The organism is Acinetobacter sp. GW821-FHT09D10 (genome assembly GCF_059416285.1).
Genome location: NZ_JBWKOW010000010.1, coordinates 32,309 through 58,455 on the forward strand (window position 1 = coordinate 32,309; position 26,147 = coordinate 58,455).

The 26,147-nt window shown below is 40.6% G+C and carries 25 protein-coding genes and 1 pseudogene; 11 read left to right on the forward strand and 15 right to left on the reverse strand.

The window, feature by feature from the left end; translation table 11 throughout:
* Nucleotides 1–12: 12 nt before the first annotated feature.
* From AC07M3_RS17430 to AC07M3_RS17445, 4 genes and pseudogenes are all read right to left on the reverse strand, one after another.
* A pseudogene (locus AC07M3_RS17430) lies at nt 13–111 on the reverse strand (hypothetical protein); the annotation flags it as partial.
* 15 nt (nt 112–126) lie between these two features.
* Nucleotides 127–672 (reverse strand): NADPH-dependent FMN reductase, encoded by a 546-nt coding sequence (locus AC07M3_RS17435; RefSeq protein ID WP_307013503.1) that lies wholly within the window; start codon nt 670–672, stop codon nt 127–129.
* 105 nt (nt 673–777) lie between these two features.
* Nucleotides 778–2,262, reverse strand: coding sequence for a YifB family Mg chelatase-like AAA ATPase (locus AC07M3_RS17440; protein WP_347019051.1), 1,485 nt, complete (start codon nt 2,260–2,262; stop codon nt 778–780).
* Nucleotides 2,263–2,327: 65 nt separating this feature from the next.
* Nucleotides 2,328–2,555, reverse strand: coding sequence for an accessory factor UbiK family protein (locus AC07M3_RS17445; RefSeq protein ID WP_003654412.1), 228 nt, complete (start codon nt 2,553–2,555; stop codon nt 2,328–2,330).
* Between the two features lie 278 nt (nt 2,556–2,833).
* Here AC07M3_RS17445 and glnK point away from each other — a divergent pair, with 278 nt between their 5' ends.
* The 6 genes from glnK to AC07M3_RS17475 all read left to right on the forward strand — a co-directional run bounded on the left by glnK (nt 2,834) and on the right by AC07M3_RS17475 (nt 8,337).
* Nucleotides 2,834–3,172 (forward strand): P-II family nitrogen regulator, encoded by a 339-nt coding sequence (gene glnK / locus AC07M3_RS17450; protein ID WP_000780326.1) that lies wholly within the window; start codon nt 2,834–2,836, stop codon nt 3,170–3,172.
* A gap of 56 nt (nt 3,173–3,228) precedes the next feature.
* Nucleotides 3,229–4,623 (forward strand): ammonium transporter, encoded by a 1,395-nt coding sequence (locus AC07M3_RS17455; RefSeq protein ID WP_494567888.1) that lies wholly within the window; start codon nt 3,229–3,231, stop codon nt 4,621–4,623.
* Between the two features lie 162 nt (nt 4,624–4,785).
* Complete coding sequence (gene nrdR / locus AC07M3_RS17460; protein WP_003654416.1) at nt 4,786–5,244, forward strand: transcriptional regulator NrdR; 459 nt, start codon at nt 4,786–4,788, stop codon at nt 5,242–5,244.
* 15 nt (nt 5,245–5,259) lie between these two features.
* Nucleotides 5,260–6,345: a bifunctional diaminohydroxyphosphoribosylaminopyrimidine deaminase/5-amino-6-(5-phosphoribosylamino)uracil reductase RibD gene (gene ribD, locus AC07M3_RS17465; protein ID WP_494567887.1), complete on the forward strand. Its 1,086-nt coding sequence runs from the start codon at nt 5,260–5,262 to the stop codon at nt 6,343–6,345.
* A complete protein-coding gene (locus tag AC07M3_RS17470) occupies nt 6,342–7,634 on the forward strand; it encodes a DNA adenine methylase (protein WP_003654420.1) in 1,293 nt (430 codons plus the stop codon). The genes ribD and AC07M3_RS17470 overlap by 4 nt, the downstream gene beginning before the upstream one ends.
* A 43-nt stretch (nt 7,635–7,677) precedes the next feature.
* Nucleotides 7,678–8,337: a riboflavin synthase gene (locus AC07M3_RS17475; RefSeq protein ID WP_494567886.1), complete on the forward strand. Its 660-nt coding sequence runs from the start codon at nt 7,678–7,680 to the stop codon at nt 8,335–8,337.
* Between the two features lie 60 nt (nt 8,338–8,397).
* On the opposite strand, the gene AC07M3_RS17480 is transcribed toward AC07M3_RS17475, so the two are convergent.
* The 4 genes from AC07M3_RS17480 to AC07M3_RS17495 form a co-directional block, all read right to left on the reverse strand.
* Complete coding sequence (locus AC07M3_RS17480) at nt 8,398–8,616, reverse strand: hypothetical protein (RefSeq protein WP_003654423.1); 219 nt, start codon at nt 8,614–8,616, stop codon at nt 8,398–8,400.
* 131 nt (nt 8,617–8,747) lie between these two features.
* Entirely contained in the window at nt 8,748–9,386 is a 639-nt protein-coding gene (gene blhA / locus AC07M3_RS17485) for a cell division protein BlhA (protein WP_005037342.1), read from the reverse strand.
* Nucleotides 9,387–9,423: 37 nt separating this feature from the next.
* On the reverse strand, nt 9,424–9,831 hold the full coding sequence (locus tag AC07M3_RS17490; RefSeq protein WP_133748034.1) for a DNA polymerase III subunit chi: 408 nt from the start codon (nt 9,829–9,831) through the stop codon (nt 9,424–9,426).
* Entirely contained in the window at nt 9,824–11,272 is a 1,449-nt protein-coding gene (locus tag AC07M3_RS17495; protein ID WP_494567885.1) for a leucyl aminopeptidase, read from the reverse strand. Before AC07M3_RS17495 ends, AC07M3_RS17490 begins: the two co-directional genes overlap by 8 nt.
* Before the next feature lie 143 nt (nt 11,273–11,415).
* On the opposite strand from AC07M3_RS17495, the gene lptF reads away from it, so the two are divergent.
* The 4 genes from lptF to AC07M3_RS17515 all read left to right on the forward strand — a co-directional run bounded on the left by lptF (nt 11,416) and on the right by AC07M3_RS17515 (nt 16,460).
* Nucleotides 11,416–12,516 carry an LPS export ABC transporter permease LptF gene (gene lptF, locus AC07M3_RS17500; RefSeq protein ID WP_092709634.1) on the forward strand — a complete coding sequence of 367 codons (1,101 nt, stop codon included), beginning with the start codon at nt 11,416–11,418 and terminating at the stop codon, nt 12,514–12,516.
* Entirely contained in the window at nt 12,516–13,586 is a 1,071-nt protein-coding gene (gene lptG, locus AC07M3_RS17505; protein ID WP_092709631.1) for an LPS export ABC transporter permease LptG, read from the forward strand. The genes lptF and lptG overlap by 1 nt, the downstream gene beginning before the upstream one ends.
* A gap of 126 nt (nt 13,587–13,712) precedes the next feature.
* Complete coding sequence (gene gpmI / locus AC07M3_RS17510) at nt 13,713–15,260, forward strand: 2,3-bisphosphoglycerate-independent phosphoglycerate mutase (protein ID WP_494567884.1); 1,548 nt, start codon at nt 13,713–13,715, stop codon at nt 15,258–15,260.
* Between the two features lie 15 nt (nt 15,261–15,275).
* Entirely contained in the window at nt 15,276–16,460 is a 1,185-nt protein-coding gene (locus AC07M3_RS17515) for a S41 family peptidase (RefSeq protein WP_092709625.1), read from the forward strand.
* A 4-nt stretch (nt 16,461–16,464) separates the two neighbouring features.
* Here the strand turns inward: AC07M3_RS17515 and AC07M3_RS17520 are convergent, their stop codons facing one another.
* The 3 genes from AC07M3_RS17520 to gacA are packed head-to-tail and all read right to left on the reverse strand — an operon-like array spanning nt 16,465 to nt 20,121.
* Complete coding sequence (locus AC07M3_RS17520) at nt 16,465–17,883, reverse strand: sigma-54-dependent transcriptional regulator (RefSeq protein ID WP_494567883.1); 1,419 nt, start codon at nt 17,881–17,883, stop codon at nt 16,465–16,467.
* Nucleotides 17,884–17,906: 23 nt separating this feature from the next.
* Nucleotides 17,907–19,475, reverse strand: a complete 1,569-nt coding sequence (locus AC07M3_RS17525; RefSeq protein WP_494567882.1) for a sensor histidine kinase — start codon at nt 19,473–19,475, stop codon at nt 17,907–17,909.
* 10 nt (nt 19,476–19,485) lie between these two features.
* Complete coding sequence (gene gacA, locus AC07M3_RS17530; RefSeq protein ID WP_003654436.1) at nt 19,486–20,121, reverse strand: response regulator transcription factor GacA; 636 nt, start codon at nt 20,119–20,121, stop codon at nt 19,486–19,488.
* Nucleotides 20,122–20,333: 212 nt separating this feature from the next.
* On the opposite strand from gacA, the gene pbpG reads away from it, so the two are divergent.
* Entirely contained in the window at nt 20,334–21,380 is a 1,047-nt protein-coding gene (gene pbpG, locus AC07M3_RS17535; protein WP_003654437.1) for a D-alanyl-D-alanine endopeptidase PBP7/8, read from the forward strand.
* 110 nt (nt 21,381–21,490) lie between these two features.
* Here pbpG and thrC read toward each other — a convergent pair whose 3' ends face one another.
* The 4 genes from thrC to xerD form a co-directional block, all read right to left on the reverse strand.
* Nucleotides 21,491–22,630 carry a threonine synthase gene (gene thrC / locus AC07M3_RS17540; RefSeq protein ID WP_003654438.1) on the reverse strand — a complete coding sequence of 380 codons (1,140 nt, stop codon included), beginning with the start codon at nt 22,628–22,630 and terminating at the stop codon, nt 21,491–21,493.
* A gap of 54 nt (nt 22,631–22,684) precedes the next feature.
* Nucleotides 22,685–23,986 (reverse strand): homoserine dehydrogenase, encoded by a 1,302-nt coding sequence (locus tag AC07M3_RS17545; RefSeq protein WP_004640662.1) that lies wholly within the window; start codon nt 23,984–23,986, stop codon nt 22,685–22,687.
* 243 nt (nt 23,987–24,229) lie between these two features.
* Nucleotides 24,230–25,042 (reverse strand): DsbC family protein, encoded by an 813-nt coding sequence (locus AC07M3_RS17550; RefSeq protein ID WP_494567881.1) that lies wholly within the window; start codon nt 25,040–25,042, stop codon nt 24,230–24,232.
* 146 nt (nt 25,043–25,188) lie between these two features.
* Nucleotides 25,189–26,109 carry a site-specific tyrosine recombinase XerD gene (xerD, locus tag AC07M3_RS17555; RefSeq protein WP_494567880.1) on the reverse strand — a complete coding sequence of 307 codons (921 nt, stop codon included), beginning with the start codon at nt 26,107–26,109 and terminating at the stop codon, nt 25,189–25,191.
* Nucleotides 26,110–26,147 lie beyond the last annotated feature (38 nt).

Genomic DNA, 26,147 nt, shown 5'->3' on the forward strand with positions numbered 1-26,147 from the left:
TTTGTTCTAATCTTAGTGCTGATTATCTCTGATAGACAGCGCTGTTGTAAGATGAGAGCTTTGAATTACATCACTTTGAGCCAAGTCGGCAATGATCTGCACTACTTGTAAAACACGATGAAAAGTTCACTCTAATTGATCTTGATACTTTTGAATCTCTGAGACAAAGCTAAGTAGGAACGGTGTAATTTGTGACTTATATTCTTCAGTATGTAGTATTTCAAAAATTTGTTCAGGAGATTTGCTGAGAAGAGAGAAGCGTAAAAATAAATCTTCAAAAAAATTGCTACTCACTGTCGAAAGTACTCTTCTTAAAGAAACCAGCATATCGTCGCCGCGACTAGATGCATGAACTAGAACAATAGGTTTATCTATGATTTCAGTGCGTGAAACCATCCAGTCAATTGCATTCTTGAGACCGCCTGGAATACAACGGATATATTCAGGACTTGAGATGATAATGCCATCTGAGGCAGAAACAGATTTGATAAATTCTTCAACTACAGCAGGCGTTTTTTCTCCCTCATCATCCGGAGAAAAGATAGGCAAAGTATTAATTTGATCAAAAACTGAAAACTCAATGCTGGACGGTGCGATATCTTTCATTGCTCGCAATAGAGCTGTATTTGTAGATGCCTCTCTTGCACTACCGGAGATAGCCAAAATTTTCATAGCGTCCTCTTTGCCTTTTTATATAGGCAGTAATAAATTCTTTAATTAACAACTCATATAAATATGAAAAAACAGCGGACTCACGATCCGCTGTTTTTTCATTTGTTAACTATTTCCTCGATACGATAATGCTTCTGTAAGGTGAGAACTTTGAATCACTTCACTTTGAGCTAAATCGGCAATCGTACGAGCAACGCGTAAAACACGATGATAAGCGCGGGCCGATAAATTTAAACGTTGTTGAGCCATTTCAATCATTCGTTGAGAAGTACTATCAAGTACAGCATGTTGTTCTAGCTGTTTCGGCGAAAGTGCCTGATTTAAACAATTTTGTCTTTGAATCTGTTGTTCATAAGCATAAATCACACGTTGTCGAACACTACTCGAATCTTCAACAGGCGTTGGATCTTGTAGCTCTTGGGCCTTTAACGGTGGTACATCAATATGTAAATCGATACGGTCAAGTAATGGCCCAGATATACGGTTTTGATAGCGCTTAATACTCTCAGGTGAACACTGACAACGACTATCTTGATTAAATGCATAACCACATGGACATGGGTTCATCGCCGCAATCAGTTGGAAGTTAGCCGGATAAGTAATTTGCCGAGCTGCTCGTGAAATAATGATTTCTTTTGACTCAAGCGGCTGGCGTAAGACTTCTAGTACTTTTCTATCGAACTCGGGGAGCTCATCTAAAAAAAGTACTCCTAAATGCGATAATGTGATTTCGCCCGGTTTAGGGTGAGAACCGCCCCCAACGAGTGCAATCGCTGATGCTGTATGATGGGGCGCTCGAAATGGTCGCTGACCAAAAGTATGTGATGTATTTGAAATAGAGTAAATGCTAGCAACTTCAAGCGTTTCTTGATTAGATAGAGGCGGTAAAATTGAGGGAAGCCTTGAGGCGAGTAACGTCTTACCTGTGCCAGGTGGTCCTTTAAAAAGTAAGGAGTGCCCCCCAGCAGCAGCAATTTCGAGTGCGCGGCGTGGGCGTAGCTGACCTTTTACATCTGCAAGGTCAAATTTATAAGGCATTTGGTTTGAAGTGGCCGTAGGCTCAACCGAAGATAGAGACTTTGTGCCCAGAAAATGTTCACAAACTTCTTTTAAGTGGCTCACTGGATAACATTTAAAGTCAGGTAAGTGACTAATATCCTGACTATTATCAAGCGGTAAAAGCATTTTATGCTTGGCTTGTTGACACGCCATTGCCAAAGTTAAAGTACCTGACACTGGCCTTACATGACCATCAAGTGCTAACTCTCCAATAAATTCAAAATCTTCGGCACAGTTTTCTGGGAGCTGACCAGAGGCAATTAAAATACCTAAAGCAATTGGTAAATCTAGACGTGAACCATCTTTGGGCAAATCTGCTGGTGCAAGATTAATGGTCAGTCGTTTAGTCGGAAATTGAAATCCACTGTTAATAATCGCCGAGCGAACTCGGTCTTTACTTTCTCTTACTGCCGCTTCGGCTAGGCCTACAATGGTAAGAGAAGGTAAGCCTTGACTCACATGTACCTCTACTTCAATGAGAGGTGCATGTAAACCCAAAAGTCCCCGTGTATAAATTTTAGAAAAAGACATCTTGTTGTTCCATTATGGTGCTTCATTTTTAATCGTTGTAAAGTATAAGTGCGCTACATTGGTGCTTATTTTTTATTCTTTAAAGTTTCTTCTAATAATTCCACTTGTTTTTGTAGCTCTGCTAAACGTTGGTTGGCCGATTGAAGGGCGGTCTTTTGGCGGTCAATTTCTTGTCTGGAAACAAGATCTAACTTTTCGACTGCTTCATTTAATAATGCACGTAAATTTTTTTCCAAATCTTTTTTAGGCTCATCAATTTGTTCCAGAATGGCCTGTAATAAAGTTTCTAGCATGAAATATCCAAAGTGTTGTATTACCTTATGGTTTACAGTTTACCACTGCTTGAAGGTGGGATATAGGTTTCAATTCTTTTAGTACAAATAGAACATTAAATCAGCATGTAAACATACTGAAAATTCATTTTATTTTTAATAGCTCATCTACATCTTGATCACTAAATAGGTTATAAAGAAAGTTCATGCAATAGATTCATTTCCCTCAACCTTTGAAATATTGGCATGAAAATTGAACATAAAACCTTACTGGTGAAAAGAAGCCGAAGGAAACAAACATGAAGCTTGTAACTGCAATTGTAAAACCGTTTAAATTGGATGATGTGCGTGAAGCGCTCTCTGACATTGGTGTACAAGGGATTACCGTAACTGAAGTTAAAGGTTTTGGTCGTCAAAAAGGACATACAGAACTCTACCGTGGCGCGGAGTATGTGGTTGATTTCTTACCTAAAGTAAAAATCGAAATTGCGATTAGTGATGAAATGGTCGACGCGGTAATTGAATCAATTACACGTGTAGCAAGCACAGGAAAAATTGGCGATGGTAAGATTTTTGTGACTAACCTGGAACAAGTAATCCGTATCCGTACGGGTGAAACTGGACCAGATGCTGTCTAATTGGCACAAAGCTTGCTGAGTAGAAAATAACTCGCAAATGAGGTTGGGGGACACGAATGAAAAAAATGCTTATGGCGCTGAGTCTATCAGGCGCTCTTTTGGGTGGTACTGCCGTTTGGGCAGAAGAAGCTGTAACAACGCCTACATCGGAAGTTGCGGCTACATCAACATCTCAAGCTACTGCAACCACTGCAGAAGCACCAGTTGCTGAAACTCCGGCAGCTCCAGCACCGACACCTACTCTTGATACGGGTGATACCTCTTGGATTTTAGTTTCAACCGCATTGGTTTTATTAATGACCATTCCGGGGTTGGCACTATTCTACGGCGGTATGGTACGTAAGAAAAATGTACTCAGTACGATGATGTTCAGCCTGTCCGCTGCAATTTTAGTCAGTTTAGTGTGGGTGATTGCTGGGTATTCAATCGCGTTCTCTGGCACAGGTGCATTTTTTGGTGATTTGTCTAAAGCAATGCTAAACGGAGTCGCGTTTGATGCATTGAGTGGGACAATTCCTGAAAGTCTCTTTGTTATTTTCCAAATGACCTTTGCCATTATTACAGTTGCAATTCTAAGTGGTTCTATTGCAGACCGCATGAAGTATTCAGCTTTCATGGTTTTTATTGCAGTTTGGGTACTCGTTGTTTATGCACCAATTACTCACTGGGTTTGGGCGGCAGATGGTTGGTTATTTAAAGCAGGCGCATTAGATTTTGCTGGTGGTACAGTTGTACATATTAACTCAGGTGTTGCAGGTTTAGTTGCTGCTTACATGCTTGGAAAACGTATTGGTTTGGGCCGTGAATCCATGGCTCCGCATAACCTGACTTTAACTGTAGTGGGTGCAAGCTTACTTTGGGTAGGTTGGTTCGGCTTTAACGGCGGTAGTGCTCTAGGCGCTGGTGCTCGTGCAAGTATGGCAATTTTAGTGACTCAAGTTGCTGCCGCTGCTGCTGCGTTCTCTTGGTTAGTAGTTGAACGTATGATTCGTGGTAAAGCGTCTGTATTAGGTGGTGCTTCTGGTGCTGTCGCTGGTTTGGTTGTGATTACGCCAGCAGCAGGTTTCGTCGGTGTAGGCGGTGCTTTAGTCATGGGCCTTATTGGTGGCGTAGTGTGCTTCTGGGGTATTACTGCACTTAAACGCTTACTTAAAGCCGATGATGCTTTGGATGCGTTTGGTTTACATGCTGTAGGTGGTATTGTCGGTGCGATTTTAACTGGCGTATTTTACAGTGATGAAATTATTAAAGCAGCCAACGTTACCTTAGCTCCAACCTTCGCTGGTCAATTGCGGGTACAGCTTGAGGGCGTATTGGCAACCATGATTTACAGTGGTGTAGCGACTTTTGTAATTCTTAAAGTGATTGATCTTGTGATTGGTATCCGTGTTAACGCTGATGATGAACGCATGGGTCTGGATTTAAGCCAACATGGCGAACGTATTGAATAATTCGTAATATATCTGCTGTTTTAAAAGAACAGTCTTGCGCTGTGATCAAAGCAATGCTTTGATCTTGCTCAGGACTGTTTTTTTTGTCTTATAGAATGCTGGTTCTGTAAGTGTAGAAATTTTGCTACACTAGGTCAAAGTAATCGACCCTATAAATCCGCTATGCATTGTCCATTTTGCAACGCCGCAGATAGTAAAGTCATCGATTCACGTTTAGCCGCCGAAGGCTGTCAGATTCGTCGACGTCGTGAGTGTGTAAGTTGCGGTGAACGTTTTACCACTTTTGAAAGCTATGAAGTGGTGATGCCCCGTGTGATCAAATCGAATGGAAAGAATGAACCTTTCGATGAGGCCAAGCTACGCCGTTCGTTAATGCATGCATTGCAAAAACGTCCGGTCACCCAAGAACAGATAGAAACTGTTTTAAGTGATATCCAATTGCAGATTCGCCGTTTAGGTGAGCGTGACGTGAAGTCTAGAACAATTGGTGAAGTCGTCATGCAATCTCTATTTGCACTCGACCATGTCGCTTATGTTCGATTTGCTTCTGTTTATCAAGATTTTCAGGATGTTGAAGCTTTTCGCCGACAAATTGAGCAAATGCAGCAACGTGAACAATAATTATTTGAGATTTTTATGTCTGAGTTGAAAAAAGATCAATATTGGATGCAGCAAGCTATTGAACTTGCCAAACGGGGTCTATATTCGACTAAGCCTAATCCAAATGTTGGTTGTGTCATTGTCAAAGATGATCAGTTAATCGGTGAGGGCTTTCATCCTAGGGCAGGTCAACCACACGCAGAGGTTTTTGCCTTACGTCAGGCAGCTAAGCAGGCTCAAGGTGCAACAGCGTATGTGACGCTTGAGCCATGTGCACATTATGGGAGAACTCCTCCTTGTGCCGAAGCATTGGTTAAGGCACAGGTTAAAAAGGTAGTTGTGGCATGTCCTGATCCAAACCCACTTGTTGCGGGTAAGGGTGTTCAGATTCTGAAAAATGCCGGAATTGAAGTAGAAGTTGGCATTTGTGAAGATTTGGCAGAAAAATTAAACCAGGGTTTCTTAAAGGCGATGTCTACGGGCATGCCCTATGTACGCTTAAAAGTAGCTTCAAGCCTAGATGGCCGTACTGCAATGGCATCTGGTGAATCGAAATGGATTACTGGTGCAATTGCGCGTCAAGATGTACAGCATTGGCGTGCCATATCAGGAGCAGTGATTACAGGGATTGATACTGTGATTGCAGATGACTGTCAGCTTAATGTGCGAACTCTGGGCAGTGTTGATATTGAGACAATTGCACAGCCAAAACGGATTATTTTAGACCGCCAAGGTCGTTTGCCGCTTGCTGCTAAAATTTTAGAAAACCCTGAAACTGTGATGGTGATGGGGCCATATCGTCAAGAACTTGCCGATTTAGGCGTGATACAATTAGAAGTTCAGCCTTTAAAAGTGCTGTTACAGACCCTATCTAAGCAATATCAAATTTATGATGTATTGGTAGAAGCTGGTGCAACATTATCTACTGCCTTTTTACAAGAAGGTTTGGTAGATGAGTTGATCAGTTATATTGCCCCGACATTATTGGGGAAAAGTGCAAGAGCCATGTTCAATGCAGAGTTTGAATATATGGCACAACAACTTCGTTTTACACTTCTTGATGTGACACAACTTGATCAAGATATACGCTTAAGGTTAATCCCTACGCAAGAGAAAGTATGAATCCAGAGCCTTCGGTTTATCACAAACGTCGTCATGCAGCCCGTACGACAGACGAATATCTTTTCCATCAGCTTGTTCCTTACTTGGGTAATAAGCGCCGATTGCTCCATCTAATTTTAGAAGCCCTTGAAATTACAGGGACGCTGAATAGCAAGAAAAAGAATCCTCCGATTTTTGCCGATTTCTTTGCCGGCAGTGGCGTAGTATCTCGTTTGGCGCGTCAAAATGGTTACCGAGTGATTGCGAATGACTGGGAACCTTATAGCCATGCGTTAAATCATGCGATTTTAGCTTGTATTGATGCTCCTGCTTTTAAAGAGCTAGGCGGGTATCAGAAGGCAATCGATTATTTAAATCGCTTACCTGAAGTTAAAGGTTGGGTAACACATAACCTTTGTCCACGTAATGATGATATTTATGATCCAGCTCGTGACCGTTTGTTCTTTAAACGCCGTAATGGTATGCGTATTGATGCGATTCGCCAGCAGATTGCAACATGGCAATCTCAAGGCGCAATTAATGATGTAGAGATGAGTGCATTGCTCGCACCATTGCTCTATTCAGCAAGTTTTGTTAGTAACACCAGTGGCGTATTTAAAAGCTTCCACCAAGGGTGGGGCGGACGTACACAAACTGCGTTAGAACGAATTGAATCATTACTTTGGTTAACACCAAGCCGTTTTTGCGAGATTGGTGACCGTAAACGTCCGGCTGCTGAAATGTGGTGTGTAGATTCACAGCATCTAGCAAATCAAATGAGTGGTTTTGAAGTCGATGTTGCCTATCTCGATCCACCGTATAACCAGCATGCATATAGTAGTAATTACCATGTGTTGAATGCATTAACTTTATGGGATCAGGTCGATTTACCTTCACCAGATACCAAAGGTTATAAGAGTGGAATTGATAGAGCTTGGCGTAAAGAACGTCCAAGCCCATATAACTCTTCTAAATATGCGAAAGATGCGTATGAAAAACTACTTTCAACCATCAATGCCCGCTATATTCTGACCAGTTATTCAACTGATGGTAATATCGAGCCGAAAGATTTGCTTATGGCCAATCTGGAGCGGGGTAAAGTGACCTTGTTAACACAAGATGTTCCGCGCTATCGAGTAAGTAAACAGCGACAGTCTGAACGTGCACGCGTGCTTGAGTTTATTGTGATTACTGATACTCATGCCAAGTCAGGACCACCATTACGTCAGTTATTAGGCCAGCTTTACCACTTCGCCGAACTAGGTGGTGTAGATACTTCAGGTAATAGCACACAGCTCGCACTTTGGTAAGCGCTGCAATTTAAGCAGTGTAAAAAGATTTGGAGATTGAGCCATGTTTACAGGCATTATTGAAAGTTTAGGAAAAGTTGAAAGCCTGCAAAGCGTAGGTGGTGATGTGCGTTTACGTATTCAGACTGATCTGGATATGTCAGATGTGCATTTGGGTGACTCAATTGCAACCAATGGAATTTGTCTCACCGTGATTGAATGGGGCGATAATTGGTATGCGGCTGATGTTTCTCGTGAAAGTTTAAACCGAACGACTTTGGGTCACTGGAAAGTTGGGCAACGTGTCAATGTTGAAAAAGCAATGTTACCGACAACACGCTTTGGTGGACACATTGTAAGTGGTCACGTTGATGGCGTGGGTGAAATTACCGTAGTACGTGAAGATGCTCGCTCAATCTATTATGAAGTGACGGCACCCGCAGAACTTGCTAAATATTTAGCGGAAAAAGGTTCTGTGACCGTAGATGGGATTAGCTTAACGATTAACCACTTACGTGGAAATATTTTAAGCTTGAACTTAATTCCGCATACAGCAGAACGTACTAACATTGGAACGTGGCAAGTCGGCAGTAAAGTAAACATTGAAGTCGATGTTTTAGCGCGTTATATCGAGCGTTTATTGCTAGGTGACAAAGCTGCTGAACAAAAAACAGAGTCAAATATTAGTATGGCTTTTTTAGCAGAGAATGGCTTTTTAAAATAAAAAGCTAGATCGTTAAAATAAAAAACCGGACACATGTTCCGGTTTTTTTATTTTGAAAACTTAATGCTTGGTTAGAGTAACCGAGTGTGTGCCGACCCATGGCTTGTTATGCTGAGTGCGAGTAATTGTAAAATCACGGGTTTCAGACTCACGTGTAAGTAAGATAGATAAAGAGTTAAAGTCGTTATGACTCATATAAAATTCTTGTGCTGAAAACGTCCATTGCTCACCCTGATTTAGCTGTTCAACTTGCTTTGAAATCTGATGCAGAATGTCCATCTCTTATCCTCATTAATTATCTTGAATAGCTACTTTTCATTCTTATAATTAATTGATCTATAAGAATAATCTATATGTCTATTCTGTGACATATACGTGTCACTTTTATGACAAAAGAAATATTTAAAGATTTACTTTTCTATTTTTTCATCAGAAAACTTAGAATTCTTTAAAATGTATTCAATTTCTTCTTGAGCTGCCGAATGTAGCTTGGCTCGGAAAGCCGTTACAGACTGTTCAATTAAGCTTTCAGCTTCAAGTTCTAAACGAATGCGTAAACTTTCAAGCTCAGATAAGATTTGATCATCGGTAATGCTAAGTTTTACGCCAGCAGAGTAATTGACGGCTGGTGTTTCCGGATTCTTTTGGTAACGTGCAGTTTGTTCTGCAACTTCTTGTTCTAAATGACTACGTAATGTATGTAAGGTTTCAGTCTGTTCATTAAATTTACGAATTTCATCTGCTTGCAACTCCGCAGCATAAGCAGCTTCTGATGCACGTTTGTCAGCAAGTGCTTTTTCTAAAGCAAGTTGACGACGAATACGTGCTTGCTCAATGAGCTCTGCTTTAAGGTCTGCGTAGGCTTGTTCAATTTTTTGCTGTGATTCTAACTGCGCTTTTTCGTCGTTTAAAACCCAAAGCTGAATAGGGGTTTGGGGTTCGAGTAGATCGCAAATACGTGCCAGATCCTGTTGATAGGTATGACGGACAGCTTCAGGCGCATTTAACCATCTTTTTTTAAAATCTTGCCCGACATTTAATGCCACCATGGTTCTCCTTGATCAACAGTATTTACATTTTAGCGCGTTATAATTTAAAGGTCCGCGGTTCTATACCCAAACGGCGATACATTTTAAATTTTTCTCGACCAATTTGCTTGGCTGTTTCATTATTTTCAACAATTTCTATAATGTGGCTAAAATGATCAACTTGATCAAGTGCATGATTGTTAAAATTAAATACTAACAAGCCTTGTTCAAGCGGTTGTTTAGCCGAAATACATACAGCAGCATCAGTCTGGTCAACACCATGCGCAATGAAACTGACTGGGTCAAATTCCCATAATCTTTCATCAAGCATCTGTTGTAGTTGTACATCTGGGCAATACCACCAGATTTTAGGATGCTTCTGTAAAATTTTTCGGCATAAACGGCAAGCACTATCGACTTGCCGTTCTTCACTGGTTTCAAACAGATAAAAACTAACTTTAGCCATTCGTATTTACACGATTTGCTAAAAATTGCATGAGGAGTGGTACTGGACGACCAGTTGCGCCTTTAGCTGGACCAGATAACCATGCTGTTCCTGCAACATCTAAATGAGCCCAACGATACTCACGTGTAAAGCGTTCAAGGAAACATGCAGCCGTAATCGCGCCGCCATATGGTCCACCGATGTTCGCAATATCTGCAAATGGTGAATCTAGTAACTCTTGATAATCCTCAATGACTGGCATGCGCCATACACGGTCAAAAGATTGCTCGCCAGCTTGTTGGAGTTCGGCTGCCAAAGCATCATCTGGTGAGAACAAACCACTGAGTACTTTACCTAAAGCGACTACACATGCACCTGTTAAGGTCGCAATATCAACCACTACTGCTGGATTGAAGCGTTTGATATAGGTCAATGTGTCACACAGCACCAAACGGCCTTCAGCATCTGTATTTAAAATTTCAACAGTTTGCCCGCTCATGGTGGTCACAATGTCACCTGGACGAGTTGCTTTACCAGAAGGCATATTTTCTGCTGCTGCAATTGCACCTACCACATGAATAGGAAGTTTTGCTTCGCATAATGCACGAATGGTACCCAGTACAGAAGCTGCACCGCACATATCGAATTTCATTTCATCCATGCCAAGGCCTGGTTTTAAAGAAATCCCGCCTGTATCAAAAGTTACGCCTTTACCGACTAGAACAACCGGAGCTTGATCAATCTGTGCTTGATATTCGAGAGTTACGATACGGCCCGGACGTTCAGATCCTTTGCTTACTGCAAGAAAAGCATACATGCCTAAATCAGCCATTTGCTGCTCATTTAAAACAGTGACTTTAAGTAAGTCAGGGAATTCTGCCGCTAAAGCTAGAGCCTGTTCTGCCAAATATTCAGGGAAACAAATATTACCCGGACGGTTGCCAAGGTCGCGTGCATAAGACTGACCAGACTGTACCGCATGTACTAAAGCCAGTTGTTTTTCATCTAGGCTAGTCGTTGAACTAATTAAATCAACCTGTTGTAACACAAATTCATTTTTTTTCGATTTAAACTCATCATAACCATAAGCTGCTTGAGTTAAGCTTAAAGCAAATAAATAATGGTGCTCGACAGGTAACGCAGCAATATCAATTGCGATATGCTTAAATTTATTTTGTGTCGATTTGATAATCGTTTGGGCAAGTTTAGCGAGCTTAACTGTCTGAAGTTCGGCTGTTTTTCCTAAGCCAAGTAATTGGCTGTGAGGCTGATTTGAAATCTGACCAAATAAAGGCAGAGTTTCATTGAAGTTGCCTTTAAATTGGGTAGCAGTAAGAACGCTTTCTAGGTTATTGATTTGATATGTGTTGACGTTGCTTTGTAGCTGTTCTGAATCAACTAAAACCCACAAAGATTCATTAGATGTCTGTTCGGGAAAAGTTGTATAAGTTGTAAATTTCATGGCTGTCGTGATTGCCTATAGAAAGTTATGATGAATTAAAACATTGAAACACTTTCAAGCATAGCGTTGCAATGTGCGGTTTTATATTTTTAACATTCGGGTAAACTAGCAGTCGTCCCGATTAGCCTTTTGGAAGTATTACTTTGATTATTCGGCGTTATCTCGTCAAGCAAGTTGTCTCTACCTCATTGGTGGTCATTTCTTTATTGACCTTAATCATGATGGGTGGTCGTCTGATCAAATACTTTGGTGTGGCGGCGCAGGGGCGTTTAGATGCCAGTATCTTGTTTAGCATCATTGGATATCGTTTACCTGAATTTCTAACACTTATTTTACCATTGGGTTTTTTCATTGGTTTAATGTTGGTGTTTGGTCGTTTATATGTTGACCATGAAATGGCAGTACTAAACGGTAGTGGTGTGAGCCGTCATCAATTAGCACGATTACTCATTCCAATGACACTGGTTTATATGGTTTGTCAGTCTGTGCTTATGCTTTGGATGACGCCGTGGGGACTGCGTGAGTTTGAAAAATTAACCACCACCCAAGCTGTTCGTACAGGTTTCGATTTAGTTCGCCCAAGAGAGTTTATTTCTTCTGGACCCTATACGATTTATGCGGGTTCACTATCTGAAGATCGAAAAAATCTAAAAGACATTTTCTTTTATCAACGTGCGACTAAAGAAGATAAGCCAGATGTCATGATCTTGGCAAAAGAAGCGACTCGTGTAGAAGTTGCAAATGATACAGCCAATGTGGTTGATCTGGTGCAAGGCCGTCGTTATGAAATATTTCCGGGACAACCAAAATATACGCAAGCAGAGTTTCAGTCTTATCGTCTACGTTTAGAAAATGACAAAGATGTTAAATTTGAAAGTGGCGATGTAGAAGCATTATCAACGACTAAACTCTTTTCAAAAACGAATGATCCAGTCATAAGAAGTGAGTTGGGATGGCGTTTGTTTGGACCATTCACCATTCTTATTGCTTTAATGCTTTCTGTGGGATTGTCTGAGGTGAGTCCAAGACAAGGTCGTTATTATCGTCTTATTCCGGCGGTTTTTATTTTTTCCAGTCTGATTGTATTAATGATTGCAATCAAGACTCGTATTAGTAAAGAAGAACTCGATATTTGGGCTTATCCTGCCGTGTTGGTAGTTTATGGCGTTGCAGCTGCCTTATTTTCACGTAAACAGAAGTTGGCACCTAAAATCAAGAAACAGATCAAGCGAGTGAAATTATAATGTTAGCACGTCGAATAGTCGCCAAATATGTGACGAAAACCACTGCGCTTGCAATGTTTGGCACCACAGTTGTTTTGTCGATTTTACAGATCTTATTTACATACTTGGGTGAGTTGGGTGAACTCAAACCAGACTATAACGCATGGCAAGCTCTCATCTATGTGTTGTGGGGTGCTCCTCGTTATCTATATGAAATTTTGCCTATTTCTGCCTTGATTGGTGCTGTAATTGGTTTAGGGTCACTAGCAACCAGCAGCGAACTTATTGTTATGCGCTCTGCTGGTATTAGCTTATGGCGTATTGTTGGTTGGGTGATGCGCTCAGCTTTACTGCTTATTATTTTGTCGTTTGCTTTAAGTGAGTGGGTTATTCCATATACCAATGAAAAAGCAGAAAGTGTTAAAAGTCACCGCTCTGTAGCTGCTTTAGGCGAAGTGAAAGGTTATTGGTCACGTGAAGGGCAGCGATTTATCTATATCGACTATGCTAACTCTCAGGGCAATTTAAAAGATATTCAAGTGGTCGATTTTGACCAGAACTATTACTTACAATCATTAATCAATGCTCAGCAAGGACAGTTCGTAAAAGATGGTCAATGGGCTTTGAAGAAAGCACAACAAATGGATATTTTGGCGACAGGCAATGCCATCAAGACTGACCATGACGAACAATCGCTTTCTTTAGCATTACAGCCTAAATATGTGCACATGGTGACTTTAGATCCTGAGGATTTATCACCAAGCCAACTTATTAGCTTTATGCGCTATATGGATGAATATAGTCAGGTTCCAAAGACCTATCAATTGGCTTTCTGGCAAAAAGTTGCCTCGCCATTTTCGTTGATTGCTCTGGTTCTCGTGGCATGTTCATTTATTTTTGGACCATTACGCCAACAATCGATGGGTTTCCGTTTGGTAATCGCATTGTTTATTGGTTTGAGTTTCTATTATTTGCAAGATTTCTTGGGTTATGCCAGCTTGGTTTATGCCCCATCTCCAGCTTGGTTTGTACTTGTACCTATATTATTAATGTTTGGTGCCGGAAGTTATTTGCTTTACCGCGCTCGCTAGTAATAATTGATATTCATGGTTTTCATCAATCGTAGATATTGGTGAAAGCCATAGGAATAAATAGAGTCTTGACCGAAAATTCGGTAAGATATCGTGACGAAATTGTAGACAAAAGAGAAATAGATTATGACGGATGCAACTGCTGGCAAGATCCCTCACGTTCTGGTCATTATGGATGGTGTTGGTCACCGTGAAGCGATTGAAGATAATGCTTTTCTTGCAGCAAAAACACCGAATTTGGCGGCAATGACAGCAAAGCATCCAAATAGTCTAATTTCTGGTTCTGGTGAAGATGTTGGTTTACCTGATGGACAAATGGGTAACTCTGAAGTTGGCCATATGAACCTTGGCGCAGGCCGTGTGTTATATCAAGACTTTACCCGTATTACTAAAGATATTCGTACGGGCGACTTTTTTAAACATGAAGTGTTGATTGATGCTGTTGAAAAAGCCAAAGCCGCTGGTGGTGCTGTTCATATCATGGGGTTGCTTTCAGACGGTGGCGTTCATTCACATGAAGACCATATTGTGGCGATGTGTGAGCTTGCATTAAAGCGTGGTGCAAAAGTTTATTTACATGCTTTCCTTGATGGCCGCGATACACCTCCACGCAGTGCTCAGCCGTCTTTAGAAAAACTTGATGCATTATTTGCTCAATACTCAGGTCAAGGCCGTATCGCGACCATGATTGGCCGCTACTTTGCAATGGACCGTGACAACCGTTGGGATCGTGTTGAGCAAGCTTATCGCTTGTTGACTGAAGGTGAGGCACTTCGTACTGCGCAAACAGCAGTGGAAGGCTTAGAGTTAGCTTATGCAGCCAATGAAAACGATGAGTTTGTAAAAGCGACTCGTATTGGTGATGTTGCTAAAGTAGAAGACGGCGATAGCGTTGTATTTATGAATTTCCGTGCTGACCGAGCTCGTGAAATTACTCGTGCATTTGTAGAAAAAGATTTTGCTGGTTTCGAACGCAAAGTTGTACCAAACCTTTCTAAATTTGTGATGCTTACGCGTTATCAGGCTAGCATTGATGCGCCAGTTGCATACATGCCAGAAGCATTAAAAAATTCATTGGGTGAATATTTATCTTCTCTTGGAAAAACTCAGCTACGTATTGCCGAAACTGAAAAATATGCTCATGTAACGTTCTTCTTTAGTGGTGGACGTGAAGATGAATATCCGGGCGAAAAGCGTATTTTGATTCCATCTCCAAACGTTGCGACGTATGACCTTAAGCCTGAAATGAGTGCTTATGAAGTAACTGATGAATTGGTTAAAGCCATTAATTCTGGTGAATACGATTTATTGGTTGTGAACTATGCCAATGGTGATATGGTAGGTCATACAGGTATTTTTGATGCTGCAGTTAAAGCAGTTGAAGCAGTCGATCTTTGTCTAGGGCGTGTCTATGAAGCGGTAATGGCGAAAAAAGGCCATATGCTCATTACTGCTGACCATGGTAACGTAGAACAAATGCAAGACTACGAAAGTGGTCAAGTTCACACTCAACATACAACGGAACTTGTACCGTTTATCTATGTTGGCCCAACACAAGCAACAATTGCAGAAGGTGGTGTGCTTGCCGATGTAGCACCTACGATTCTCAATTTAATGCAGATTCCTGTTCCTGCTGAAATGCAAGGGCGTAATCTGATTACATTATCTGCATAAGCCAAAGGTGATTGGATGCTGCAACACATTAAATATAAAAAACTTATTGTAAGTATGTTGCTATGTTGCAGCCAATTTGCTTTTGCGGCGCCAGTTGTAAAAGAGAAATTGTCACCTTTGCATTCGGATTCGGAAGAACCGGAACATAGTTATGCAGAGGTACCGATTGAGTCGATTCAACAGTTTGTTCAAATTTATGGAATCGTTCGAGATAATTACGTTGACGTGAAGTCCGACGATGCCTTATTTCAACAAGCTATTAAAGGGCTGGTGAGTGGGCTAGATCGTTATTCGCGTTATTTGTCGGCAGAAGAATATCGTCAATTGATTCAATATACCGAAGGTGACCTCGCCTCGGTTGATTTTGCTTTAAGCCCTGAATTGCATGTCCATAAATGGATGATTCGTGATCTTAAAACTGGTTCAGACTCATACAAATTAGGTTTGAGAAATGGTCAAGCGATTCTAAAGATTGATAATCAAGACTTAAAAAATTTAAACCAAGATCAGGTGCTTGGACTGCTTTATGGCTCTATCGGAAGTACGCTTCAAGTACAAGCAGAAGATTTAAATGGAAACATCAACTTAGTTCGTAATAAAAAAATAGAAACCGATATAGAACCTGTAATGCTACATAATCAGGTTTTGGTGCTAAAAATTAGAGTATTCCAGCAAGACACGGCAAATGAAATTAAACGGTTAATTGAAGAAAATAGTTCACCACGTTTAAAAGCCGTTTTAATCGATTTACGAAACAATCCGGGTGGGTTGTTATCAGCAGCAGTCGAGTCGGCAGATTTATTTCTAAATAGTGGGATTATCGTTTCAACTAAAAGCCGTTCGGAAGGTAATCAGCAATTTCAGGCTCTGCCCGGCAATGAATTTCAGAATATAAAATTAGGTATATTAATTAATCATCGTTCTGCATCGGCAGCAGAAGTTTTTACCGCGGCCATGAAAGAACACCAGCGTGCTTGGGTGATAGGTGAAAAAAGTTATGGGAAAGGCGTAGTGCAGAAACTGTTTCCTTTGCCAAGTGGTGCGGCACTACAAATGACTGTCTCACACTATTACACGCCAAACGGCAATATGATTGAAGGGCAAGGTATTCAGCCTAATCAGAGCTATCCTTTGCCCCCAGAAATGAAAGAAGACGTATATTTAGATCGTGTTGCAGACTTATTTCTAAAGAAAAAATAGTCTTTTATACTTCCTCTCCTAATTCGGTATCTAAGCCAAACTTTTTCAGTCTATAGCGTAAAGAGCGGAAGGTCATTCCTAGCTTTTTAGCTGCTAAGGTGCGGTTCCAATGTGTCATGTCCAACGCGTTCAGTAGAATATCTTTTTCAATATTTTCTAAGTAGCGTTCTAAGCCTTCCATTGGTAATTTTGGCCGATTCTGAGTAATCGCAGTTGATGTGTCATTCACTTGTTTAGTTGTGATTTGAGAGTTAACGCTACTGCCTCTGAGAGGAGGTGCTAAGTGTGTTAAATCAATACATTCATCATCACTTAAGGTAATAGCTCGTTCAATCATATTTCTTAATTCACGAACATTACCTGGAAAATCTTGCTGCAATAAATAAGTTTCAGCAGTAGTGGTTAATTGTTTGCTTGAAATTCCCCATTCCATACAAACCTTTTGAATAAAATGATTGGCTAATAACAAAATATCTCCACCGCGCTCACGCAGTGGCGGCAACATGATATCCATAACATGAATACGGAAGAATAAATCCTGACGGAATTTACCTTGTCGGACTAATAACTCTAAATCTTGGTGGCTGGCGCTGATCACCCGAAAATCAACATCGATTTCCTGATCTGAACCTACTGGACGAATTTTTTTCTCTTGTACTGCCCGAAGTAATTTGACTTGCATACTTAAAGGCAATTCGGCAATTTCATCTAAAAATAAGCTGCCGCCATGAGCAGACAAAATAAGGCCTTGTTTGTCTTGGGTCGCTCCAGTAAAACTGCCTTTTTTATGTCCAAAAAGTTCACTTTCCATGAGCTCAGTTGGAATTGCTCCACAGTTAATCGCAATAAATGGACCTTCGCTGCGGTTACTCAAACGGTGAATAAGATTAGCAACAACTTCTTTACCTGTACCAGACTCGCCTGTCACAAACACCGGAGCTTGGGAACGAGCTATTTTTTTTATAGCAATACGTAAGTTTTGTATCGGTGGAGAACGTCCGATTAATAGGTCATTCTCCAACGTTGTTTCACCGAATTCATGCTCTGGTTTTGGCTGATTTAGCGCTTTTTTTAATAACTGATCTAAATGAATTTGGTTAATAGGTTTACTTACAAAATCAAAAGCTCCCGCCTTTAATGCTGCAATTGCAATATCCATATTGCCGTACGCAGTTAGAACTGCAATTGGTGTGTGAGAATAAGTTTGAGAAACATGTTTAACTAATTCTAAACCGCTACCGTCGGGTAGGTTTAAATCGGTTAAGCATGCATCGTAATGAAACTGAGTAAAGAGTTGTTTGGCCTGTTCAACCCGATAAGCAAGATGTGTTTTAATCCCCATTCGCGCAAGAGTCATTTGCATTAAAAGGCACAAATCTTCTTCATCGTCTACAAGCAAAACTAGTGGTTGCTGTTCTGCCATTTCCCCAAAAACCTAATAAAAAATCAATATATTATTGGGCATTCCATTCGGAAGCATGCCCCTTGTTTTTGCTCTACATACGTGAGCTTTGCATGGTTTGCCTCACAAAAACTATGAGACAAATATAATCCTAAACCAGTTCCATTAATTTCGGTACTAAAAAATGGTTTAAATAATTGAGATATATCACGTTTTGAAACACCTTCGCCGTAATCGATCACATCAATATAGATTTTATTTGTCTGTGAGTGAATGTTGATCAGAACATGGGGTGAATCGGGTGCATTATGTTGTAAAGCATTTCTGACAAGGTTAATCAGCACCTGTCTGAGTTGTTTCTCGTCAAATAATAATTTTAAGAATGAATCAGAGATTTTAAGCTGTATAGAATGTTTAACATCCGATAAATCTTCATCTAATAATGTCTTTATGAAGTCGTTTAATTCAATCTGGATTGGGTGAGTTCTTTCGCTGCTGGCAAGTCCTAATGTGTCTTGAACAATACTATCAATGCGTTTCGTTTGCTTACCAATCATATAGCGTAAAGCATTTTGCTGCTCTAAATCACTATCTTTAAGTAATTCATTTGCCTGAACAATTGCTGCCAGAGGATTACGGATTTCATGTGCAATACTGGCTGAAAGTTGCCCTAAAGCAGCAAGTTTGAGTTGTTGAGCTTGCTGATTAATGTGTTGTGCATCTTGTAAAATGAGCAGCGTCAATGCTTGTTGCGGCACCACAAGATGCTGCACTTTAATGTTAATAGAGTAAGCCGACAGCCGAGACTCAAAAATAAATCGATCACCTTCTTGTAGGTTGTCAAACTTAAGAATTTCAAATAAATCGGGGTGCCACTTAGCTAAAGGATATTTTTCACTGGCAAATTGTGGCGGAATGCCTAACAGAGAGCAGGCAGCCGGATTACTTAGAACAATGTCGTAGTTTTCATCTAGAACAAGGTAACCTTCTTCAATTTGTTCCAGAATATAGCGGTTAATATTTTGTAGTTGATAGAGTTCTATTGATTGGTGGAAGGTAAGTGCCTCAAGTAATTTAAAGCGCTGAACAGCAATTTGCCCAATCCCATGCACCACAAAAAATAAGAAGGCCAATAAGGCACTATTACCAATTGTATTTAGATTATTGTAGTCAAATAAACTACCGACAAAGCGTTGGTAAATAACGGCAATGACTGCAAGTAATGTAATGAGTAAAGACATTCTTGCGCTGAGTAAAATTGCCGAGGTGAATATAGCAATAACATACAGCAAGCTGAGTTGTAGATTTGGTTCACCTACAGAAAATGTAAGTAAACTCAGACAGATAACATCAACTACAAAAAATAAAATAAGCTGCTTTGTTGCTTGAGTTGCAATAAACTTAAAACACAAAAGCTGAAGAAGGCTTAATATGGAATAGCCAAGCAGTGTGTAAGAATATAATGTGGGCTGTTGTAGACTATTGTCGATTTGAGCATCGGTTAAAACCAAAATAATATTGAGGCTAACCGCAATAATAAGACGATATAAACCATACCACGTGCCCAAACGAAAAATCGTATTGGACAACGATGAGTTTAGGGGAAATTGCATATAAGTTTGATTATGGTTTGATCAGACCATACCGGATCGCAAGATGAGTTAGTTTAACGTCACTATCGATGGCGAGTTTTTCAAAAATACGGTAGCGGTAAGTATTCACCGTTTTGACACTTACAAAAAGTTTGTCCGCAATTTCTTGAGCGCTAATACAATTTACAACCATCATTGCAACTTGCATTTCTCGCTCGGATAGGGCGTCAAAAGGTGATTGTTGTGTGTCCGATAGATAAGAACTTGCCAACTGCTCAGCAATATCTGCACTGAAGTATTTACCACCTTGCATGACTTTGTTGATTGCTCGAACCATTTCTGTAATTGGAGCACCTTTAGTGATGTAGCCTTTAGCTCCTGCTTTAAGCAAAAGAGAAGGGTACGGTTCTTCTGATAAACCACTTACAGCAATAACTTTTGTATCTGGTGCGGTTTGTAGTAAACGACGCGTTGTTTCTACGCCCCCGATGCCTGGCATGTTGACATCAAGTAGCACAACTTGAGGATGTTTCTGACGAACAATAGCAATTGCTTCTTCACCCGATTCGGCTTGTCCAATGACCTCTACATCGGCATGATCTTCTAACATACGGCAAATGCCTGTACGTACAAGTTCATGGTCATCCACAACTAAAACTGTAATCAAGAAGACCTCCTTTCTTTCAAAAAACAAGTTTTTTGTTACATAAAGCAAAATTAGCTTGCAATGGAATGACAAAATTAGCAATCCTATTCTTATATAGTGAGCGAATAGTTGTGCACAATTGTGTCGGTAAAAGCGTTATACCTTATACCTCAAATGTAAGGCATAATTATAGTAAGCGCAAATGTGTATCACCCTGAGTCGAGTATTGTGCCGTGAAAAATTCTAAAAAGTCTTTAATACATGTGCTAAGCATGTCTATTTTGCTTAGTTTGAGTTCAACAAGCTTTGCAGAACTCGTCAATAACCCGTCCTCAGGTAGTGGTGGGAGTGCAAGTTTAAATTGGTCTTCAGCTGACGCTAGTCAACTTTTGAATGATGAAGATGATGAGCCAACTATACAAGGGTCAACATCTGTAACTACAACTTTACGTGGTGGTAATGCACCGAAAGTTGTAGCATCTGCCCCAAAATTTGCTCAAATCCGCGATACCTCTGGTTACAATGCTCAGCCGAGTGTAAGTGCTCGCGCTGCGTTAGTGATGGATGCGCAAACTGGTGAAGTGTTATTTAGTAAAAATACGAACGCTTCTGTGCCAATTGCATCTATTACCAAGTTAATGACAGCGGTTGTAACGGCAGATGCTCGTTTAAACATGTCAGAAGAAATTATGCTTGAGCAAATTGATTTTGCGGGGGCAAACGGTAAAAATTCAAGTTCAACACTCCGTGTTGGCGACAAGATGAACCGTGCAGAAGTGTTGTTGTTTGCTTTAATGAAGTCTGAAAATCCGGCAGCAGCGGCTTTAGCGCGTACTTATCCGGGTGGTCGTCCTGCATTCGTTGCTGCAATGAACTCTAAAGCACGTGCTTTAGGTATGAACGCAACTCATTATTATGAATCTACAGGATTAGATCCGCGTAATGTATCTTCTGCGCGTGACTTAGGAATTTTGGCGAGTACGGCATCTCAATATGGATTAATTCGTCAATTTTCAACCACACCAACTTATGATTTTAACTTGGGTTATCGCGTATTGAAATCTAACAATACCAATGCTCTAGTGCGTAATGGTGGTTGGAATATTAACTTGTCTAAAACGGGTTATATCAATGAAGCAGGTCGCTGTGTTGTGATGCATACGACTGTAAACTCACGTCCAGCAGTGATTGTATTGCTTGGTGAGCCAAGTTCGCAAGCACGTAATAATGATGCAACTAACCTATTGAGTTGGTTAAGTAATTTACCAAAACGTATTTAATTTAATTATTCTAAAAACGCTTCTATCAAGAAGCGTTTTTTTATGACTATTAAAAAATTTGCATAAAAAAACGGCTGTGTTCAACAGCCGTTTTTATGAAAACTCAGATTTTACATGTTAGATAAAATCGAATCTTTTACTTGGCTCATTGTTGCATCAATTGACAACATGACTGCATCAGCACATTGTTTGATTGCAGTATCTGGGTCTTTCAAGCCATTACCAGTCACTGTACATACAATTACAGAACCTTCAGCAATTTTACCTGCTTTAATGTCACGAATCGCACCACCGATAGAAGCAGCAGATGCTGGCTCAACAAATACGCCTTCGTACATAGAAAGTAAGCGCTGAGCTTCTAAAATTTCGCTGTCTTGAAGTTCATCAAACCAGCCTTTAGAGTCGCGTACTACCGCTTTAGCATGGTTCCAGCTTTGTGGGTTACCAATACGGATTGCAGTTGCAACTGTTTCTGGGTTTTCAACTGGAGCACCACGTAAGAATGGAGCTGCGCCAGAAGCCTGATAACCTACCATTGTTGGTAAACCTTCAGGTTTTGGACCAGTAAACTGATCTGTTGCTGCATCATAAATAACTTGTTCAAACTGATCAGCAGGTTGATTTGCTACTGCTTCTGTATAACCCATCCAGTGAGCTGTGATGTTACCCGCGTTACCAACAGGCAAGCAGTGATAATCAGGTGCACGGCCTAAAGCTTCAACGATTTCATAAGCAATGGTTTTTTGACCTTGCAAACGGTAAGGGTTGATTGAGTTTACAATCGTTACAGGCGCTTGATCAGCGACTTCTTTTACAAGACGCATACCATCATCGAAGTTACCGCGGATTTGCATAGTGATCGCACCATACATCATCGCTTGCGCCATTTTACCCATTGCAATTTTGCCTTCTGGAATCAAAACAAACGCTTTGATACCTGCACGTGCAGCATAAGCGGCAGCAGCAGCAGAAGTGTTACCAGTAGATGCACAGATAATCGCTTTAGAGCCTTCTTCAACCGCTTTGGTTACAGCCATGGTCATACCACGGTCTTTAAATGAACCAGTTGGGTTTAAACCCTCATATTTCACATAAATTTCAACATCTTTGCCAATAATACGTGGAATATTCTCTAGTTTAATGAGTGGGGTGTTGCCTTCCCCCAAAGAGATAGCACGAGTAGTTGCCGAAACTGGCAAACGGTCACGATAACGATCTACAAGACCAGTATAACGATTGGCATTAGACATGATGGTGTTCCAATTAGAGGTGAAGCGGGAGAGGGAATCTTTCCCTCAACCTGATTAACTATCGAGCGATTCTAAACGAATTCTTACGATTTCGCCACGAATTGCAGGTAAGGCTTGAATTTGTGCAAGTGCCTCATCCATTTTAGATTCAACGATTGGATCGGTCAGAATCACGATTGGAATGAGGTCTTTTAAACGGGATTGTTGCATGATGGCATCAATACTAATTCCAGCACGGCTTAAGATTGTAGTGACATCTGCAAGTACGCCAGTTTGATCTTCTGCATTTAAGCGGATGTAATAACCTGTGGTCATTTCTTCACGGCTTAAAATTGGCACATTTGTTAATGCTTCAAAAGCAAGTTGAGGAATAGTTCCAGCACCATCTTCGGTATAAGAAATATCACGGACAATATCAATTACATCGGCAACAACAGCAGAAGCAGTTGGACCAGCGCCAGCGCCAGCACCGTAATAGAGTGTTGGACCTACGGCATGTGCTTGAACTAAAACGGCATTTTTAACACCATTTACGTTAGCAATAAGCTGCTCATCTGGAATGAGTGTTGGGTGAACACGTAGTTCAATACCCTTTTCAGCACGACGCGCAATTCCTAGGTGTTTAATGCGGAAACCGAGATCTTCGGCATATTTCACATCTTGTGCAGTAATTTTGCTAATACCTTCGGTATAGACTTTATCGAACTGAAGCGGAATACCAAACGCACAAGACGCTAAAATGGTAAGTTTGTGCGCAGCATCAATACCTTCAACGTCAAAAGTTGGATCTGCTTCTGCATAGCCAAGTTCTTGAGCTTCTTTTAATACATCATCAAATGCACGACCTTTCTCACGCATTTCGGTCAGAATAAAGTTGCCTGTGCCGTTAATGATACCTGCCAACCATTGAATATGGTTTGCAGCAAGACCTTCACGGATGACTTTAATAATTGGAATACCGCCAGCAACTGCTGCTTCATAAGCGATTTGCACAGCATTATCTTCAGCTGCTTTAAATAGTTCGTTGCCATGTTCAGCGAGTAGAGCTTTATTTGCAGTAACGACTTGTTTGCCGTGTTTGATCGCTTCCATGATGACTTCGTAAGCAGGGTGTATACCACCCATCACTTCAACAACCATATCAACATCTGGTTGACGAACGATATCAAGTAAATCTGCGCTTTGTTTAATCCCTTCTAATTCGAGATCTGGACGAGGGCGGCGTGTTCCAACGTGGGTAATTTGAATTTCTCGACCGGTGCGACGTTTAATTTCAGCGGCATTTTCTTGTAGTAGTTTAAGGGCTCCTCCACCTACGGTTCCTAGACCGAGTATTGCCAGGCGAACTGGTTTCACGTCACACTCCATTCATCATTTAATCATTTAGTTGAAGCTAGATCATAGCTAAAAAAAACGCCAGACTCTAGCGCTTTTAGTGCCTGTTCAATGAATTAGAGTGCGATGTTTGGAAAAGAAGAGTAGATCAGTCTTTAAACATAGGTGGATAAAGTATTAATTAGTGAAAAAACAAAGCGCTGCAATAAGTGCAGCGCTTTTCTTAAGAGACAGATGATTAATCATTCATCACATCAAAGGATGTTATTTATCCAGACGTTTAATTAATTCATCTGGTGTTAGATATCCACCCAAGTACTCGCCATCAGCATTGTAAATAGCAGGTGTACCATTTACACCCATATTCAAGCCAAGTTGATATTGCTCTCGAACAGGGTTTTTACATTGAGCAGGAGCGATGTTGATACCTTGTACTGCTTGATTAAAGGCAGCTTTACGATCTGCACTACACCATACAGCTTCCATGGTCGGCATAAATTGTTCACCGCGTGGCCAAGCGATATAGCGTATCTCAATACCCTTTTCATTAATTTCGGGTATGTGCTCATGTAGCTTATGGCAATAAGGACAGCTTGCATCGGTAAATACATAGATCACGTGCTTAGCCTTGCCTTTTGCAGGGTAGACAATAAGATCTTCATTTTTTAAAGCGGCAAGATGCTTTTTATTTTCTGATGCTTGAAGTGAGTCACCAATATTATGAAGCTCTTTGCCTCCTAATCGGATTACATCACCCTGAATTAAATATTTACCATCACTTGTTGTATAAACTGATGTCATCCCTTCTAGATTTACCCAATATAAATTTGGAACTTCAGTCGGTTTGATATCTAAAATTTTGGCGCTGATATTTGCATTCTTAAATTGTTTTTGCAAAGTTTCGATCAAACGCTGCTTGGCATTACGCTCGATAATGGTTGAAGCTTCCCCTGTAGCAGGTGCAGTCGCTGTGAGCGCATCTTCTTTTTGTGGTTTGTTTTCTTTAGAACAAGCACTGAACAAAAGGCTAGATGCCAGAGTACAGGCAAGAAAAATTTGAGAGCGGGTAAAAGACATAGATAACCCTTATTTCATCAGTATTTATAGTCAGAAGTTGCTAAGCATACCAAAAAATCTAATGTGTATTGTTAAAACTTTCTTAACCTTTGTGAACGAAATCAAACGATTGATATGAAATACTTGAGTGGAGCTTGAAAGCTTTATCATCCTCTAGGGTGATGTTTTTCATGTAATTGTTGCATTCTGACTTGTGCTACATGTGTATAGATTTGAGTCGTAGATAAATCGCTATGACCCAGTAACATTTGCACGACGCGTAAGTCTGCGCCGTGATTGAGCAGATGCGTTGCGAATGCATGGCGCAAGGTATGAGGTGAGAGTTCAGCTTGAATATTGGCTTGTAGCGCATAGCGTTTAATGGCATACCAAAAGTTTTGTCGACTCATAATCCCGCCATGTTGGGTTAAAAAGAGATAGTCAGTCGAGCTTTTATAGAGTTGAGGTCGAGCATTATTCAAATAGCGTTCTACCCACTCACAGGCAAATTGTCCTAGTGGCACCAAACGTTCTTTGTTGCCTTTACCTGTAACACGTAAATAGCCTTGTTTTAAATTAATGAGTTCCAGACGCAAGTTAAGTAATTCTGAAACACGCAAACCACATGCATAAAGCACTTCAAACATTGCTCGGTCACGTAAGCCAAGTGCTGAATTGATATCTGGTGCTTGAATCAGTGATTCGACATCTTCTTCAGATAGGTCTTTGGGTAATGCTCGTCCAATTTTAGGAGAGTGGTGGGTCGCAACCGGATTGTCACTCCGTAACTTCTGTTCACGTAAAAATTTGTAAAACTGACGTAGGGCAGATAAACACCGTGCAATTGAGCGGGGACTTTTTCCTGCTTTTGTCAGTTCGATAAGAACATCGGCAATATCATCACTTGACCATTGTGGAAGAGCATTTTTTTTATGGAGTTCGCTGCATTGAATGAGGTCAGATAAATAAGCATTACGTGTATGTGGGCTAACAGTCTGTGCAACGAGATAGTCGCGAAAACCTTGTAAAAAGCTTAAATGTTCAGGAATTTGAACAGGACTTGGAATACGCGGTTTTTTATTTAACATACACTACATCCTCTAAACCTCTGTACTGTAAAAGAAAC